General features: G+C 31.6%; 17 protein-coding genes. All 17 read left to right on the forward strand.

Features of this window, described 5'->3' with window-relative positions:
* Positions 1-69 precede the first annotated feature (69 nt).
* The 17 genes from Ana3638_RS07795 (at position 70) to Ana3638_RS07875 (ending at position 18,772) form a co-directional block, all read left to right on the forward strand.
* Complete coding sequence (locus tag Ana3638_RS07795; protein ID WP_161837523.1) at positions 70-1,497, forward strand: hypothetical protein; 1,428 nt, start codon at positions 70-72, stop codon at positions 1,495-1,497.
* 82 nt (positions 1,498-1,579) lie between these two features.
* Positions 1,580-2,527, forward strand: coding sequence for a radical SAM/SPASM domain-containing protein (locus Ana3638_RS07800; protein WP_161837524.1), 948 nt, complete (start codon positions 1,580-1,582; stop codon positions 2,525-2,527).
* 57 nt (positions 2,528-2,584) lie between these two features.
* Positions 2,585-2,968: a polysaccharide biosynthesis protein gene (locus tag Ana3638_RS26125; protein ID WP_330587931.1), complete on the forward strand. Its 384-nt coding sequence runs from the start codon at positions 2,585-2,587 to the stop codon at positions 2,966-2,968.
* Between the two features lie 41 nt (positions 2,969-3,009).
* A complete protein-coding gene (locus Ana3638_RS07810) occupies positions 3,010-3,987 on the forward strand; it encodes an NAD-dependent 4,6-dehydratase LegB (protein ID WP_161837525.1) in 978 nt (325 codons plus the stop codon).
* A gap of 12 nt (positions 3,988-3,999) precedes the next feature.
* Positions 4,000-5,145, forward strand: a complete 1,146-nt coding sequence (locus Ana3638_RS07815) for a LegC family aminotransferase (RefSeq protein ID WP_161837526.1) — start codon at positions 4,000-4,002, stop codon at positions 5,143-5,145.
* Positions 5,142-6,194, forward strand: coding sequence for a sugar phosphate nucleotidyltransferase (locus Ana3638_RS07820; RefSeq protein WP_161837527.1), 1,053 nt, complete (start codon positions 5,142-5,144; stop codon positions 6,192-6,194). The genes Ana3638_RS07815 and Ana3638_RS07820 overlap by 4 nt, the downstream gene beginning before the upstream one ends.
* A complete protein-coding gene (locus tag Ana3638_RS07825) occupies positions 6,178-6,366 on the forward strand; it encodes a hypothetical protein (protein WP_161837528.1) in 189 nt (62 codons plus the stop codon). Before Ana3638_RS07820 ends, Ana3638_RS07825 begins: the two co-directional genes overlap by 17 nt.
* Before the next feature lie 68 nt (positions 6,367-6,434).
* The gene (locus Ana3638_RS07830) at positions 6,435-6,803 is read left to right on the forward strand and encodes a glycosyltransferase family A protein (protein WP_161837529.1); all 369 of its coding nucleotides are present in this window, start codon (positions 6,435-6,437) and stop codon (positions 6,801-6,803) included.
* A gap of 86 nt (positions 6,804-6,889) precedes the next feature.
* Complete coding sequence (locus Ana3638_RS07835) at positions 6,890-7,345, forward strand: glycosyltransferase family protein (protein WP_161837530.1); 456 nt, start codon at positions 6,890-6,892, stop codon at positions 7,343-7,345.
* Complete coding sequence (locus Ana3638_RS07840) at positions 7,342-8,397, forward strand: N-acetylneuraminate synthase family protein (RefSeq protein ID WP_161837531.1); 1,056 nt, start codon at positions 7,342-7,344, stop codon at positions 8,395-8,397. Before Ana3638_RS07835 ends, Ana3638_RS07840 begins: the two co-directional genes overlap by 4 nt.
* 8 nt (positions 8,398-8,405) lie before the next feature.
* Positions 8,406-9,104, forward strand: a complete 699-nt coding sequence (locus tag Ana3638_RS07845) for an acylneuraminate cytidylyltransferase family protein (protein ID WP_161837532.1) — start codon at positions 8,406-8,408, stop codon at positions 9,102-9,104.
* 13 nt (positions 9,105-9,117) lie between these two features.
* Positions 9,118-9,795: an acetyltransferase gene (locus Ana3638_RS07850; RefSeq protein WP_161837533.1), complete on the forward strand. Its 678-nt coding sequence runs from the start codon at positions 9,118-9,120 to the stop codon at positions 9,793-9,795.
* 170 nt (positions 9,796-9,965) lie between these two features.
* Complete coding sequence (locus tag Ana3638_RS07855; protein ID WP_161837534.1) at positions 9,966-11,270, forward strand: 3-hydroxyacyl-CoA dehydrogenase family protein; 1,305 nt, start codon at positions 9,966-9,968, stop codon at positions 11,268-11,270.
* 19 nt (positions 11,271-11,289) lie between these two features.
* On the forward strand, positions 11,290-12,537 hold the full coding sequence (locus Ana3638_RS07860) for an acetyl-CoA acetyltransferase (RefSeq protein ID WP_202621585.1): 1,248 nt from the start codon (positions 11,290-11,292) through the stop codon (positions 12,535-12,537).
* 566 nt (positions 12,538-13,103) lie between these two features.
* On the forward strand, positions 13,104-14,270 hold the full coding sequence (locus Ana3638_RS07865) for a nucleotide sugar dehydrogenase (protein WP_161837535.1): 1,167 nt from the start codon (positions 13,104-13,106) through the stop codon (positions 14,268-14,270).
* 372 nt (positions 14,271-14,642) lie between these two features.
* On the forward strand, positions 14,643-16,337 hold the full coding sequence (locus Ana3638_RS07870; RefSeq protein WP_161837536.1) for a motility associated factor glycosyltransferase family protein: 1,695 nt from the start codon (positions 14,643-14,645) through the stop codon (positions 16,335-16,337).
* 281 nt (positions 16,338-16,618) lie between these two features.
* Positions 16,619-18,772, forward strand: a complete 2,154-nt coding sequence (locus tag Ana3638_RS07875; RefSeq protein ID WP_161837537.1) for a glycosyltransferase — start codon at positions 16,619-16,621, stop codon at positions 18,770-18,772.
* Positions 18,773-18,793 lie beyond the last annotated feature (21 nt).

Genomic DNA, 18,793 nt, shown 5'->3' on the forward strand with positions numbered 1-18,793 from the left:
TTTAATTCATATGTTAAAAATATATAGTGACTTATAAAATCAAATAAGTACTTGGAGATGGAAATAAAAATGAAACCTGATGAGACATTAGAGCAATTTATTAGATTTGAAGCGGAACAAGAATTTTTTAAATTGAAGATTAATGATATAAATTATTGGCATTATATTAGATTTTTTTTCTTTATGGCAATTTTAGAGGCTAAACATGGTATAATCAATAGAAATAATTATCAAAAGAATGCCAAGACTACTAATAATATAATTAAACAAAGTGATAAATTTATTTTTAAAAATCCTTTATTTGTAAGACATAAGGATGTTTTGGTATTTAACCATCCTAGACGAATTAAGCAGAATAATTTTTATAAATGTGTATATACGGATGAGTGGCTTAAGGAATGCGAATTCTCATATTATGTCTTTGAGGAACCCTATTTAGGAACAAATTTAGTACCTATAAAAACAAAAAATATAAAATATCTCGATATAAATTGGTATGGAAAGTTTATAAATCTAAAAAAATCAAAATTAGATTATAAAACATCTACTCCTCTTTCTATAATTTTTAATAAACTTGAAATTGAATTTGCTATTAAATTTACTAACCAACAAAAGAAAAATATTGCAAAGACAATGAATGATCAAATTGCAAATAGAGATTTTTTGAAGAAATGTTATAAACATATTTTAAAGAAAATTAGCCCCCAAGTCATAATATTAGTAGTTGCATATAATTTTGGACATATGATGATAATTGAGACTGCTAAAGAGATGGGAATTCCCACTATAGAACTGGAACATGGTATAATAGGGAAAGGGCATATTGCATACAATTTTGCTGAGAAATTAAACTTGGAATCATTTCCGGATTATATATTTGCATTTGGAAAATATGATATTGACACTCCAAGATATCCGATTAATAAAAAATATATAATTCCGGTAGGATCTACTGAATTAGAAATGCAGGCTTTGAACTATAAAAATAAAATTAAGAAAAGAAATAAAAAAGTAATTACTTTTTTATCTGATGGCACAACCGAATTGATGCAATGTGCTGCAGAGCTATCAAAAATCATAGATAATCTTGAACTTGAAATTATTATTAAATTACATCCATCTGAATATGCAAATTGGAGAAAAATATATCCATTTTTATTAAATACCAAAATCCAAGTTGCTGATGATTCTAATCATAATATTTATTATTATCTTGCTGTATCAGATTTTGTCGTAGGATGTGCTTCTACAACAATGTACGAAGCAACTATTTTTGACACTGAAATTTTAATATTCAAATCAGGTCAATATTATCGGTCTGCCGCATTGGTAGAGAATAATATGGCTATTTATGTTTCTTCGGCAGAAGAAATAATAGAATATATTATTGAACCAAATAATATTAAGAAATTAAAAAAACAAAATTATTTTTTTTGTAATAACAGTAAAAAATTAATATATGATGCGATAAAGTCTATTTTAGCAGAAAGAAAATAGAGGTTTGCCAGCATACATTTTAGTAAATAAGTATACTTAAAATATAAAACTTATAATATAAAACAAAATAAAGGAATTAAAAATGCCAGAACTTAAATTATACAGAGATTGTACAATAATGGAAAAACCTCCATTCCCTAAAAATATTATGATTGAATTAACAAACGCATGTAATCATAAATGTATTTTCTGTGCGCATGATAAAATGAAAAGAAAGATAGGAAACTGTGATAAAAATTTCATTTTTGACATCATGAAGCAAGCAAGAGATGCAGGAGCAGAAGAAGTGGGATTTTATATGACAGGAGAGCCTTTTTTAGTTAGTGCTTTGCCAGATTATGTCGAAAAAGCTAATCAGCTAAAATATTCATATATATACATTACTACAAATGGTGTTTTGGCTAATGCTAATAAAGTAATGGAGTTATATAAAAAGGGGCTGAAAAGTTTAAAAATCTCAATAAATGCTGGAACAAAAAAAACATATGAGATTATTCATGGTAAAGATGATTTTGATAAAGTTATCGAGAACTTAAAAAATATAAAAGGGTTAAAAAAAGATAATAATATAAATTTACCTATTTTTGTATCATTTGTTCGAAATAAATTAAATATGAATGAAATTGATAAATTAAGGAATCTAATAGAAGATTATATTGATCAATTCGTTATATATGATGCATATAATCAAGGCGGTAATATGTATGAATTGAACGACACTATAATGGTTGACGATTTTCATGGTGGGATTCAAATGCCTTGTAATATGATTTTCAATAGAATACATATTACATATGAGGGATATCTAAATGCATGTTGTGTTGATTTTGATAATTTTATGGCAACCTCTGATTTACATAAAATAAAATTAATTGATGCGTGGAATAGTGATCTTATGATTAATCTAAGAAGACAACATATGTCAGGAAATTTGAAAAGTAATATGTGTTACAATTGTATTAACAATAAAAATACAAAAATTGCACCATTAAATAAAGAACTCTATGAAAGAGAAATTGAAAAATGCTAAAAAATAAAGTAATTTTAATTACTGGCTGTGCAGGATATTTGGTAAAGAGTTTTTGAAATGATATTCGAACAGTATTCACCTAAAAAAGTGATAACATATTCAAGAGATGAGTATAAGCAGAGTGTAATGAAATCAGAATATGCTGATAAAATTGATATGAGCAAAGTCAGATTTTTTATTGGTGATGTACGAGATAAAGATAGATTATATAAGGCATTTGATGGGGGGGATTATGTTACACATGCTGCTATGAAGCAAGTACCTACATGTGAATATAACCCATACACCTATCAGTACAAACTATCCTATGCTTATTTTATACAGCATAATAGTTACTTTAAGATTATTAAATATGGTGAAGAGAAGGGGAAAAATTACCGATCATTAACATTTTCCTATATTCCGGCACTAGCAGAAAAAAACGATATATTAATGAAGTAGAAACTAAACATAGAGATATATTATTGTGGTATGGAGGAAGCATGAAAGTACTTATAACCGGAGCTGAGGGCTTTATCGGAAGCCATTTGACAGAGACACTATTAGATAAAGGATATGATATTAAGGCATTTACTTTCTATAATTCATTTAACTCCTGGGGATGGTTGGATACCTTGCCAAAGCAGAAGTTAAATCAGATTGAGATATTTGCAGGGGATATCAGAGATCCTAATGGAGTATATGAGGCAATGAAGGGAGTAGATCGGGTATATCATTTGGCTGCTCTAATTGCAATTCCATTTAGTTACCATTCTCCTGATTCATATGTTGATACGAATATAAAAGGTACATTGAACGTACTTCAGGCTGCGAGAAAGCACGAAACAAGTAAAGTATTAATAACGTCTACATCGGAAGTATATGGTTCCGCACTTTATGTACCTATTGATGAGAAGCATCCTTATCAAGGGCAATCTCCGTATTCGGCAACCAAAATTGGTGCAGACCGGTTGGCGGAAAGCTTTTATCGCAGCTTTAATATGCCTGTTACAATTGTTCGCCCCTTTAATACCTATGGGCCCAGACAATCTGCGAGAGCGGTTATTCCAACAATCATATCTCAGTTATTAGCTGGAAAAGAAGAAATTAAAATGGGCTCATTAACGCCAACGCGTGATTTTAATTATGTGAAAGATACTGCCAATGGATTCGTTGCCATAGCAGAATCGGATAAAACGACAGGAGAAGAGATTAATATAGCGACACAGCAGGAGATTTCTATTGGTGAGCTGGCGAATGAGATAATCATGCAAATAAATCCCAAGGCTAGAATTATTTGTGAAGAAGAGCGATTAAGACCGGAGAAGAGTGAGGTTAATCGTTTGCTGGGTTCAAATGAAAAGATTAAACAGCTTACAGATTGGACTCCTAACTATACACTTAAAGAAGGAATTAAAGAGACGATTGAATGGATTAGACAGAACTTAAATTCCTATAAAACAGATATTTATAACATTTAGGGAGATGGCCAGATGGGAAAGTTCATACCTTTATCAGTACCAAATTTAAAAGGAAATGAATTGGAGTATATAACCAATGCTATAGAGACAGAGTGGGTTTCTACGGCAGGGCCATATATCTCTGACTTTGAGAAAAACATAGCGTCTTATGTAGGGACGCAGGAGGCTATTGCATGTCAAAATGGAACAGCGGGACTCCATTTGGCTTTGCTTGTATGTGGTGTGACGGAGGAGGATATCGTTATTGTACCCACTTTAACATTTATCGCAGCAGTTAATCCGGTTAAGTACATAGGGGCAGAACCGTTATTCATGGATTGTGATGACAGCTTAACAATGGATCCTCTCAAGCTTGAGAAATTTTGTGATACAGAATGTGATTTTATTGAGGGGAAGTTAATTGATCGGTCTTCCGGTAAGCATATAAAGGCAATTGTTATAGTACATGTATTTGGTAATATGGCTGATATGGAGCGTATTGTGAACATAGCAAACAAATACCACATAAAGCTTATTGAGGATGCAACTGAGGCTTTAGGTTCTTACTATACAAGTGGATTATATCAAGGTAAATATGCAGGCACAATTGGCGATATTGGTGTTTATTCCTTTAATGGTAATAAAATCATTACCACTGGCGGAGGAGGAATGATTGTGTCTAACAATCAGGAATATCTTGATAGGAGCCGTTATCTCTCAACCCAGGCAAAGAATGATATTTTATATTTTGTACACGATGAAGTGGGGTATAATTATCGTATGACTAATCTTCAGGCAGCTCTCGGACTAGCACAATTAGAGCAGCTTGAGAAGTTTATCTCAACGAAAAGAGAGAATTATTTTGAATACAAAAAGCAGGGATTATTACTTCTTGGATTCCGTGAGGATATCCGCCCCAATTATTGGTTTTATTCTTATATAACAGATTATCGTGATGCTGTTCTTCAATTTATGGAAAGGAGTAGTATACAAGCCAGACCGATATGGAAATTAATTCATACCTTACAGCCATACAAAGGTGCACGAGCTTATAGGATAGAAAAGGCATATTACTACTATGACCATGTCTTAAATATACCTTGTAGCAGCAATCTCTCCAAGGAGGATGTTGAGTTTGTTGTTGACACAATTAAGGGGTATGGAGAGGAGAAACAATGAATCTTAATGATTTTATTGTTAAAGAAGAAGACACAGTATTGCAGGTAATGCAAGCAATTGACAATAACGGCAGGCGGATTGCTTTTATATGTAAAGATAAAATATTAATAGCAGTTATTTCTGATGGTGATATCAGAAGATATATACTAAAAAAAGGAAGCCTTGATGCTTCTATCAAGGAAATTGCCAATTATCATCCGCTTTATGTTACGAATGAGGAAGCAGTAGATTATCATGCGTTCATGAAAGAACGCCATATTACAGCACTCCCAGTGGTTAATAAAAAAAAGAAAATAATTACAGTGCATTTTTTAAATGAAAATTTACCTCTTAAAAATGAAAACCTGAATGTTCCGGTAGTTATTATGGCAGGAGGAAAGGGGACAAGATTATATCCGTACACCCAGATATTGCCCAAGCCATTAATACCCATTGGTGATAAGACAATTACTGAGATTATCATGGATCATTTTGAAGTATTTGGATGTAAGCATTTCGATATGATAGTAAATTACAAAAAGAATTTTATCAAATCTTTCTTTATCGATAATGAAAGAGTGAGAGATGTTGATTTTATAGACGAAGAGGAATTTTATGGAACTGGTGGTGGATTGAAATTATTATCAGGAAAATATCAGGATTCATTTTTTGTTACAAATTGTGATATTGTTATTGAAGAAGACTACGCTGACATTATGGAACATCATAAGCGGGAAAAAAATATTATAACAATTGTAGCTGCAATGAAAGAAACTACAATCCCATATGGAACAATTGAAATTGGTAATGAGGGTCAGGTTATAAAGTTAAAAGAAAAGCCAAGCTTTTCTTTCTTAACGAATACCGGACTGTATGTGCTTGAACCCCATTTTCTTGATTTAATTCCGAAGAATACCTTTATTCACATAACCGATGTTATTGAGGAGTGTATCACTAGAGGTGAAAAGGTAGGAATTTATCCGATAAGTGAACATGCATGGATGGACATGGGGCAAATGGAAGAACTGGAGAAAATGAGAGAGAGGTTGGGAATTGACTCAAGAGAATAATATAGCTCTAATGCTTGTATCAGAAGGAATGGTAAATAGGTATGGGATATCTTATGGTCATTTTTTTCATATTTCTAATATTATAGGAATGACAGCTGTGGGTGGCTCCTTTATTATGCTGGATAAAATATTTTATATGTTGCAATGGAAATGGTTACAACAATTGAAATAAATAGTTGAATAAACCAACACCATTATATCTTAAGGAAAGCAAGTAATATTATAAAAGGGGTTTTTGTATTGATTAAGAATAATACTGTAGTTTTAGGCTTCATATACCCCGGTATTGAGCCTTATATTGATGATTATTTTCATTCATTATTATTTCAGACATATGAATGCTTTGACTTATATTTATATAATGATGGAATGGATAATAGTATATTAAATTCATTGCTTATAAAATATCAAAAGTTAAATATTAAAATTATATGTATAGAAGAAAAATATACACCTGCCCAAATTAGAGAAATTGCAATTCTGGAGGTTGCTGACAAATATAACTATGTGATTTTTACCGATATAGATGATTTTTTTAGTGCCAATAGAATCGAAAAGAGCATTGAGGCATTACAATATTATGATTTTGTTATAATGAAATGTATTTAGTTGACAGCAATGGAGTCAATATTAGCCCAAAGTCATATTATGCTAGTAAGGACAATCCTAAGGAAGTTATTCAATATGAGCAATTGTTGGATAAGAATTTTTGTGGGTTGTCCAATACTTCCATTAACTTAAAGTCAATATGTTTAAATATATTAAAAATACCTCCTAAATTGATTGCTGTTGATTGGTGGATTTTCTCGATTTTGGTGATAAAGGGTTATCGTGGCTATTTTATTCATGATGCCTATACTTTTTATAGGCAGCATATGTCAAATACAGTTGGTGGACTAAATAGTATCAGCGAGAAACAATTAATTATGGGGATACAGTTGAAAAAAGAGCATTATAAATTGCTACTTGAGTACTATCCATCGAAATATAATGACATAATAAAAATGGAATATAGAAATATGATTAAGTTGGATGAGATGATTCTTAATAAAAAAATATTAGTTAATTATCTGTCTAATGTTAATGATGGAAATAAAGAATTTTTATGGTGGGAAAACATCAAATTAAATGAGAGGTGGATGCAAAAATGAAAGAAATAATGATTGGAAAAAGAATAATTAAAGATTATACTGAACCATATATTATAGCAGAAATAGGCGCAAATCATAATGGAAATATTGATTTAGCGAAAAAAATGATAAATGTTGCGAAGGAAAAAGGTGCTGATGCGGTTAAATTTCAATCTTGGACTAAAGACTCTATATTTGCCAGACAAGTGTATGATGATAATTATTTTCTTACTGATGACTATAGAAACAGAACGGATTATTCGCTTGAAGAAATTGTAGCTGCTTATGCATTAGGAAAAAATCAACAAAAGTTATTAAAAGATTATTGTGATGAGATCGGAATTACTTTTTCCTCAACCCCTTTTTCAGAGGACGAGGTGGATTTTTTAGTGGACGAGCTGGATGTAGATTTTATAAAGATTGCATCAATGGATTTAAATAATTACCCATTTTTGGAATATGTGGCTAAGAAAGGAAAACCCATTGTTCTAGCTACTGGATTGAGTACTTTGTCTGAAGTGGACGAAGCAATTAGAACAATATTAAAAACTGGAAATGATAAGATTATTTTACTGCATTGCGTATCAATATATCCCCCCAAAGATGAAGAAGTTAATATAAATAATATTGATATGTTACGTAATCTTTATGGATTCCCAACTGGTTATTCTGATCACACAATAGGAATTACAGCTCCGATACTATCAATCTCTAAAGGTGCTTGCATGATCGAAAAGCATTTTACCTTGGATAAAAATATGGAAGGATGGGATCATAAGGTATCCGCTGATCCCTATGAGCTTGATATCATTACCAGAGAATGTAAGAAAGCATATAAAATGTTAGGTTGTTATAATCGTACTGTTAATGAATCAGAAGAGAGGTTAAACGCCTTTCGAAGAAGTATCGTTACTACCAGAGCCATCAAGGCTGGTGAGGTAATTGAAAGAAAGGATATTTCTTTTAAGAGGCCGGGTAATGGTATAGAACCTAAGTATCTAGATTTTATCGTTGGAAAGACTGCAAAAAGAGATATTGGATTTGATGTTTTGATTAAAATGGAAGATTTTTAGGAGGGACTATGATAGCTATTATACCTGCGCGAGGGGGATCAAAAGGGTTACCAGGGAAAAATATTAAAGAATTAGCTGGCTATCCTTTAATATACTATACAATAAAAGCAGCAAAGGAAGCAAATAGCATTGATAGAATCATCGTGTCAACTGATGATAAAAAGATAGCAGATATAGCTTCAAACTTTGGAGCGGAAATTCCATTTTTAAGACCGGAAGAATTAGCCGCAGACCACTCAAAGGCAATTGATAATTATATTTATACTGTAGACAGGTTAAATCAGACAAGAACTATTGCAATTGATGAATTTATTGTTCTTCAACCAACCTCTCCATTAAGAACTTCTAAAGATATTGATAATGCTATTGAATTATTCTATAAAATGAAAGCTGAAACGGTAATATCTGTAGTAAAGGCAGAGCATCCTCCTACCTGGTATAAGAAAATATCACCAGATGGTATATTAATAGATTATTATACTTCAGTAGATAATAGCCAAAATCGGCAAGAAGAAGAAGTCACATTTTTACCGAATGGAGCAATTTTTGTATTTAATTTTAATGCTCTAAAGAAGAACTGTGGGTATTATAATTCAAAAACATATCCATATGTTATGCCTCAGGAAAATTCGGTTGATATTGATACACCCATTGATTTTCAACTGGCAGAATTATTATTAAAAAGTAAACGAAATGAATTAATATAAAAAAGAGGGGAATATGGAAGCAAAAAAGGATATTGTAATCATTGGAGCTGGAGGCTTTGCAAAGGAAGTTTTATGGCTGCTTAAAGAAAATAACAAAGTTTTTGAAGAATGGAATATATTGGGATTTGTTGATAAGTTATATAGGTCAGAGGATTACAGCATTCATGGATACCATATAATTGGTAATAATGAATGGTTGCTTGGTCGTAATGAACCTATTCATGCCGTTTGTGCTATTGGTAGCTCAGAGTTAAGAAAGAAAATAATAAGAACATTAGAGAATAATAAGAATATTATTTTCCCCAATATAATATCCCGTCATGCGACTATATCTGATGATATAGTTATAGGTAAGGGGTGTATAATCTGCGCAGGAAGTATATTGACAGTGGATATTCAGATGGGTAATTATGTTACAATAAACTTAGACTGTACTGTCGGGCATGATACCTATTTAAAAGACTTTGTTACCTTATATCCAAGCGTTAATGTATCAGGAGATGTATTTATTGATGAAGGGACAGAGGTCGGTACAGGAACCCAGATAATTCAAGGAAAATCTATCGGTTCATCTTCTATCATTGGTGCAGGTGCTGTTGTAATTAGGGATATCCCTGATTTTTGTACTGCTGTAGGAAATCCAGCTAAAGTTATCAAACAAAGGGAAAAAACTAATAATGAAGCATATTAATTATGCAACGGTACCTCTGATTTTATAGGTTCTGTCCCATCTTTATCTAATTTATCTTAGCAATCCGTTTACTAGAGAGAGCTGTTTATATGGGCTTTGGCGTTTTAAAATATATTATATAGAGAGGAAAGTATGATTAAGACTAATAAAATATATCATACAAAGTACATATGATAAAAACTATTACTGTTATTGGCGCAAATGGGACAATGGGTTATAATATATCTGGTATTTTTGCATCATTTGGTAATGCAGAAGTATATATGATATGCAGAAATTTGGATGATGCAAAAAGAGCAGTCAATATGGCAGCGAAGTCAGTAAAAGCCGAAGCGATAAAAAGTAATCTTATACCCGCAGATTATTCAATGCTAGAGAACTGTATTTCATCATCAGATTTAATATTTGAAAGCGTATCAGAAGATATTAAAATAAAAGAAATTATTAACAGTGAAATTGCAAAATATGCTAAAGTTGATGCAATTATTAGTACGGGAACATCAGGTCTGTCTATTAATAAGTTAGCCGAATCTTTGCCAGCTTCACTAAGAACAAATTATCTTGGAATACATTTCTATAATCCGCCATATAGTATGACTTTATGTGAGTTAATACCATCTAGCTATACGAATTCAAATATATTAAATAAAGTTAATAATTATGTCACAGAAATTTTATATAGAACAGCAGTAGTTGTCAAGGATTCGCCGGCTTTTCTTGGTAATAGAATAGGATTTCAATTTATTAATGAAGCTTTACAATATGCAGAAAAATATAAGGATAATGGTGGAATTGATTATATCGATGCTATACTTGGTCAATTTTCTGGAAGAAGTATGGCACCACTTATAACTTCTGACTTTGTTGGTCTTGATGTACATAAGGCAATTGTTGACAATCTTTATATAAATACAAATGACTATGCAAAAGATACCTTTATCTTGCCACAGTTTGCGTTCAATTTGATTAAGAATGGAAAACTTGGGAGGAAAACAAATGGTGGATTGTATAAATTAGAAGTATCTGATAGTGGACTAAAGAAGAGTCTTGTTTATGATATTAATACGAATAAATATAGAGATAAGTATAAATATAGTTTTCCATTTGTAGAAAATATGATACTTTCTTTAATGAATGGCGAATATGCGATTGCTTTTAGTATATTAATTAATAATCATTCTATTGAAGCTGAATTGTGCTTGGAATTTTTAATTAAATATGTCCTCTATTCTTTAAATTCAGCTATTTTTGTTGCTGATGATTTTCAAGCAGCGGATGATGTAATGGCTAATGGATTTAATTGGTGCCCTCCACTTGCAATCGTACAAGCATTATTTGGGGTTGATAATTTTAGATGTTTGGTACAGGAAAGAATTAATCATCAAATATTAGAGCATATAGATATGGATAGGTTATTTAATAACTTGAATACATCAACGTATGACTATCGTAGGTATTTTAAAGCGAAACATTAATTAACGAAAGAGGTGTATTATGAATAAGGTATATGTTTTAGGGGGGGCACAGACAGATTTTGAAAGGAATTGGACTAAGGAAGGGAAAGGTGTGATAGCATTACTTAGAGAAGTTATATCTGATGCTTTAAAATCTGTAGGCTTAACTTATCAGGATATCAATATTATAAATAAGAAAAATAAAATTGCTTGCTTTGTAGGTAATTTTATAGCAGAAGAATATATAAAGCAAGGCCATTTAGGGGCACTTTTAACAATGGTTAATCCTACATTTTACGGTGTTCCATCAGCCAGGTACGAAGCTGCGTGTGCATCAGGTTCAGTTGCATTAGATGCAGCAATAACCAAAATAAGAGCAGATGAATATGATTTATGTATTGTAATTGGTTGGGAATTGATGAAGACAGTTGACTCCAAAGTTGGAGGAGATATATTGGGAAGAGCAGCTTACTATCAAAGTGAAGCAAAAGGTATTGATTTTCCATTTCCAAAACTTTTTGGAAAACTGGCTGATGAAATTATATTGAAATATAAAATGGATGAGAACAGATTTTTAGATAGTTTAGCATTAATATCATATAATAATTATAAAAATGCAAAAAAGAATCCTTTAGCCCAAACACGTAAATGGTTTATGAGTCTAGAACAAGCAAAAATGAGAGGCAACGATACAAATCCATATGTCGGGGGAAGATTATCGGTATCAGATTGTTCACAAGTTACTGATGGAGCAGCTGTAGTTATATTAGCTTCTGAGAGGTTTGTTAAAGCAAATTATGATCAACAGTATCCTATTGTAAAAGGATATGGGCATAGAGTTGCACCAATGCTTTTTAATGAAAAGATTGAAGAGAATATCAAATCACCGTATTTATTATCATGGACACGTCAAGCAGTTCTAGATGCTTATCAACGGTCGGGCTTAAATGTTAGTGATATTGATTTTTTTGAAACTCATGATTGCTTTACTTCTAGTGAGTATGTTGCTATATCCTCATTTGGTATCACAGAACCAGGGAAGGAATATCAAGCTATTGAAGAGGGTATTATTTCAATAGATGGAAGTAAACCAATTAATCCAAGTGGAGGTTTAATTGGGTGCGGGCACCCAGTAGGTGCTAGTGGGACTAGGATGTTTTTGGATTTATTTAAGCAAGTAAGCTGTAAAGCAGGTGCTTATCAACTTGAAAAATCAAATAATGGTATGATGCTTAATATTGGTGGAAGTGCAACGACTAATTATGTTTTTATTGTGGGTAATGAATAATATTAATACAAAGAGATATCTCGCTTATGATACAATCTCAATTTCTTACCAATCCCAGTTTTTAAAGTAGGTTAAATACGGGAAGAATAAGGAATACGATCTCCTGCCGCAGATCGATCAATCTGGTACTTCTCTATGGTGAGGAATCAGGACTTATAAATGATCATTATAATCAGGAACACGAGAAGCAATACGCAAAAAATTTTGAGCAACATAAAACGCTAAAACAAGAAGTGATCGATAACATATTAAAAAACAGTGGATATTCTATACTTATTTCCAGTGAGATCAAAGATCCAATGGAAGCGCTCAGGACCTACCGTTCAGGGGATGTTCCTACTTTGTTACGGAAGCTTATTTAAGGAATTTAAGTGCCTTTACGACGACTCTATCTGGATGATATGGCTAACATTAGTTATCCGGTACATATGCTGCTTAACTATAACATATATGCAGGTATAAAAAACTTTGAGGACATCTATAGGTTTAAAAAACTGAGCGACTGAATAGTGATACTTATAATATCTTATAAATTTTTGGATTTATTTAAAGTTTAGGAGGAAGAAATGAAAATAACAATAGCAGGAACCGGTTATGTAGGACTGTCTAATGCTGTTTTATTAGCACAGAAAAATGAAGTGGTAGCTCTGGATATAATACAGGAAAAGGTAGACCTAATCAATAACAGAAAATCGCCTATTATAGATAAAGAGATTGAAGGATATTTAATTGAAAAAGATTTAAATCTAATTGCTACAACAGATACTTACAAGGCATATAAAGATGCGGAGTATGTTATTATTTCAACACCGACGAATTATGATCCGGAAAAGAATTATTTTAATACCAGAACTGTAGAAGCAGTAATCGCTAATGTACTATCAATTAATCCGGATGCTGTTATGGTAATCAAATCCACAGTGCCGGTTGGTTACACTGAAAAAGTGAAGTCCATGTTTGAAACGGATAATATCATATTTTCTCCAGAGTTTTTAAGAGAGGGACGAGCTTTATATGATAATTTATATCCTTCCCGGATCATTGTAGGGGAACAATCAGAGAGAGCTCATAAATTTGCTGATCTGTTGGAGGAAGGGGCTATTAAGAAAGATATACCTATGCTTTTTACCAATTCAACAGAAGCGGAAGCAATTAAGTTATTTGCCAATACATATCTTGCGCTAAGGGTTGCTTATTTTAATGAACTGGATACCTATGCAGAAGTAAGGGGGTTAAATACCAAACATATTATTGAGGGTGTATGCTTAGACCCTAGAATAAATAGTCATTATAACAATCCGTCTTTTGGTTATGGAGGGTATTGCCTTCCCAAAGATACAAAACAATTATTAGCAAATTACTTTGATGTACCCAATAATATAATAGCCGCAATCGTAGATGCCAATCGCACAAGAAAAGATCATATTGCAGAACGTATACTCCTTAGAAACCCTAAAATTGTTGGGATTTACCGATTAACAATGAAGATGAATTCAGATAACTTCAGGCATTCTTCTATTCAGGGCATAATGAAACGCTTAAAAGCCAAAGGTGTTGAAGTTGTTGTATATGAACCAGCCTTAAACGATGATAATTTCTTTAATTCTAAAGTAATTAGAGATTTAGAAGAATTTAAACAGTTATCAGACGTTATTGTTGCTAATAGATGGTCGGATGAAATCTATGATGTGGAAGATAAAGTGTATACAAGAGATTTATATGGTAGAGATTAATTTATTAACTTTATGTATAGTTCAAATCATTAAAAGTAAGTATACGACTAATTAAATGATTGATTCTGATAGTATGCCAATTTTATAAAAGCAATAGAATATTATACGTTGTATACTACAGTTTCATTAGTTAAAATGTTTTCTGCTTCAAAAGTTTAAACAATATATAATACAATGTTAATATATTAACTATTAAAAATTATCTATAACTAATCTTAAAATCGATATCTTTATTATATTGTTCAAGCTACTGGTAAAACCTATGCAAGTTAAGATAGTAAATGTATATGGATGGAACTGATCTATTAATACTTTAAAAGGTAATTTTATGGATAATGATTGGGTAGGTAATATTTGATTGGAGGAAAAACCTTGGAATATAAAGTGAAAAATGTATACGACCAAAACATTCAATTACTAAATAACATAAACAAATTAATATATCATTTCCACTCCCAGAATTATGATTATGCTCTAAGGCTAACTTCCGATATAATTAATCTCTTTACCCAACACCTTAAAGTATTAAAAGAATATCAGTCTTATTTCAATCAGGAAATTTTGATTTATGACATGCAATCCACAATGGAAATATTTGAAGGTATTCTTAACGCCCAGGAAAATAAAGACTATATCCTATTAGCCGATCTCTATGAATTACAGATAATTCCCCTTTTAACAAAACTCCAGGAAATCCTCATAAGCAAAGAGGGATTTTCATTATTAGAGGGTAATTACCAGGCTATGCTAGAGATTATTGAAAAAAATTATAGTAATATTACTACGGAATTGAAAAAAATGCCGGAACCCTCTACATACGATAACAGATACCAAATTGAATTTACTTCCGTGGGATTAATGACCTTGGCAATAATAGATGAAAATAGTAATAAATATTATTTCCACAGTAACAATAACCCATCTTCGGAAGCTATGACATTAGCACATTCCTGGTATAAGGAAGATAAGACAGAATATGTAATTTATGGGCTTGGATTAGGATATCATATCTTTGAATTATTTAATTTAGACCGGAGTATAACCATCGAGATCTATGAAAGTGACTTAAGGATAATACAATTAATGTGTGCTTACTCCAATATAGCGGGTGTCTTTAAGTTTAACAATATCAAGCTTGTGTATGATCCGGAATTCAAACAGTTGATAGATAAATTAAGCAACCTAACGGAGGATTCAGAGTTTGTTATTCATTACCCATCGCTTAGAAGTATACAAAATACGGTTATAAGAGAAAAATTAGATAATTATTTTATTCAATATAGTTCTATTAAAAATCAGTCCCATTTACTTAATTCTAATTATAGATCTAATGTTAATAACTATGATGGGTTTGTTGATGATTTAAAGGAGAAGTTTAAAGGGAAAGACCTATTTATCATTGCAGCCGGCCCTTCTTTAGATAAAAATTATTTAGAATTAAAAAAAGTATCTGGAAGAGGAGTTATATTAGCTACCGGTACTGTTCTTAAAAAACTGATAAATGCCGGTATAAAACCCGACTATTTTATTGTAACCGATGCGAATGAAAGGGTATATGCTCAGATTTCAGGTCTTGAGAATATGGAAATTCCTATGATTTTCTTATCCACAGCCTATAAGGGATTCGCAGCAAAATATAAAGGTAAACGTTATATGGTATGCCAGGAGGGTTATCCTAAAGCGGAAGAATTTGCTGCCGCTAATAATATTTCTCTTTATCAAACCGGTGGTTCTGTAAGCACTACAGCGCTGGATGTAGGTATCAATCTTGGGTGCAAACGCATCATCTTTTTAGGACTGGATTTAGCATATACAAATAACTTTGTACATGCATCAAATACTTCAAGAAGAAATCTTGCCAGTACGGAAGGATTAAGACAGGTGGAAGATATCGAGGGGAACCTGATTTATACCAGCAGAAGTCTGGATATGTATAGAGAATGGATAGAAAAAAGAATTGCAGGCGTTAAAGGAGTTGAGTTTATAGATGCTACCGAAGGGGGAGCTAGAATAAGGGGTATGAATATTCTAAAATTAAGTACTTTATTATCAGGTGACAAATTATAATTTTTTTACTTCATATAATAGCAGGGTCACATAATACAGACTAATAATACGAACTAATAATACAACTCATAATGCAGATTAACAATAGACTAACACTACAGAATAATAAACATACCTTATAACACTAATTCAAAATATAGCCTCATAATAGAGGTAAACATAGTGAATTAACATGGTATTAATGCTACGCTCATCTTATTAGAGTATCTGTACCAAAAAATTTAGCAGAATTGCATTAGTTATTCTTTTATAAAAAGTTACCGACAGAAAGGTGGCACAAGATGAAAACTATCTTGTTGTGCTTTATCAATGATATTAATCATGGCGATATTTTACAGTATATCGAAAAACTGGACAGCTTAGGTTTGGAAATCCATCTATACGATAATATTGTAGACTTAAAAATTCAACCTCATGATATTATTAGAGAATTGGATTCACTTGAAATTGATAAAAATGCAAATATTTTATTCTTAACAGATTGCGATATATTATTTTATTCCGTTTTTCGGCTTTATCATCAGATATTTGATAAGTTTATATATTTTCATATAACAAAAGAAATAAACTATGAGTTGGATAAATTATATGTTCAGTTATTAGATATAGCGATCGATGAGAAAGAAGCCCTCAGCAAACCAATATACACAAATAATTTTGATATATTACAGTTTTTTGAATCAAAGAATAAAAAGACTTTAGATCAGCTGTTGATTGATTATGATAAGAAAGAGTTAGTAAATAAAAATATAAAGAATAAGTATTATTACATGGAGGGTCGTTATTATTTCTTTGAACCTTTATATTCACCTGAGAAGGTATTTATTAATACAGCAGGGATAAACCAGTCCTGCAGTAATACTGAGTATATTTACGACTTAAATTATGAATTTATCTCTCTGGTATTTGAACATCTGCAGAATAAATTTAATATACTGGTAAATGAATTTCAAGCTTATTTTGAATCTGTCAGCAGATATTTAAATAAACTGCCAAATTTTCATCGGCAGATGTTTATCTCGATTTTTAATGACTGGGATTATATAGATGGTACAGATAAACCATATGAGGCTGTTCTATTACTATCTTTTCTGGCCAATTATACGAATCAATCAATGTATTATGAAAAAATTTTACGTATAGCTTTGAATTCAAAAACTTTAAAAAAGAAAGAATGTTATTTTCTGTACCAGCAAATTAAAACAGTTACATTCATGAAGCCCTATCTAGCAACAACAGCAATAAATGATATGCAGACGAAGATGTATAAGAATATTTATAAACAATATGAAAATATCTTTATTGATCAACTACAACCGGTTAAAAAAGAAGATAGAAATAAGGAATTGATAATCATTATAATTTACCAATTTCTCAATGAAGCACATCCTCCGACTCATACGGCGCTAGAAAGAGCGTATAACTTAACCAAATACATGAATAAAAAGGTAATGATTATAAATACGCATGAAAACATTACTTTACACGGAAAAGTACCTTATTATTATACACTGAAGTCTAATAATTTGGAGGAAAATATAACTAGTATCACCTATAAGGATTTGGATTTCCAGTTTTATCAGGTAGCAGAACCTATGCCCTCTGCAGAAGGAATAAGTAAAGTTTTAAATTTAATTAAGGATAGTAAGCCTTACTTTATATTAAATATCGGAGGAAGCAGTATAACAGCCGACATTTGTGGAAACGTGGTTCCGGAATTATCTATGGGAGTAGTATTTTCAAATTTACCCAGAACAGTGGGGGAAATTTCCATTATAGGGAAAAGGTTAAACCAGAATGAGTGGGACAAGCTTCTTAATGCAGGGTATCAGAAAGATAATATTATAGAAAGTACCTTTACCTTTGAACTGGCCAAACAAAAGTCTAAGATATCACGCAAGGATTTATCTTTACCTGAAAATAGTTTTATAATGGTGGTTGTTGGAAAGCGTCTAAATGACGATATAACAGAGGAATATATAGAAGCAATATCTAAGACATTTCAACATAATACCCATATTGTTTTTGCCGGAAACTTTAATAATTATGATAATCTATGTACCAAGTATCCTAACTTAAGGGATCATTCAACTAGCTTGGGACATTATCCGGATATATTGGCATTAATGGAAGTTTGTGATCTTTATGTAAATCCTAAGAGGATGGGCGGCGGCTTTTCAATCACGGAGGCCTTTTATAAGGGAGTGCCTGGAGTAACGATAAACTTTGGGGATATTGCATCGGCAGCAGGCAATGATTTTTGGGTAAAAGATTATGAGGAAATGATACAGATGATACTAAAATATATTAGTGATAAAGATTTTTATAGAATCATGTCCCAGAAAGCAAAAGAAAGAGCTGCTATTTTAACTGATTCACAGGAAGCGTTGAAAGAAATAGTGAGGAATGCGGAGAAGAGTAAATTCTTTTTCTGATTATTATGAATTTTATATATG

The sequence above is a fragment of the Anaerocolumna sedimenticola genome, assembly GCF_009931695.1.
GTDB classification, from domain to species: Bacteria; Bacillota; Clostridia; order Lachnospirales; family Lachnospiraceae; genus Anaerocolumna; species Anaerocolumna sedimenticola.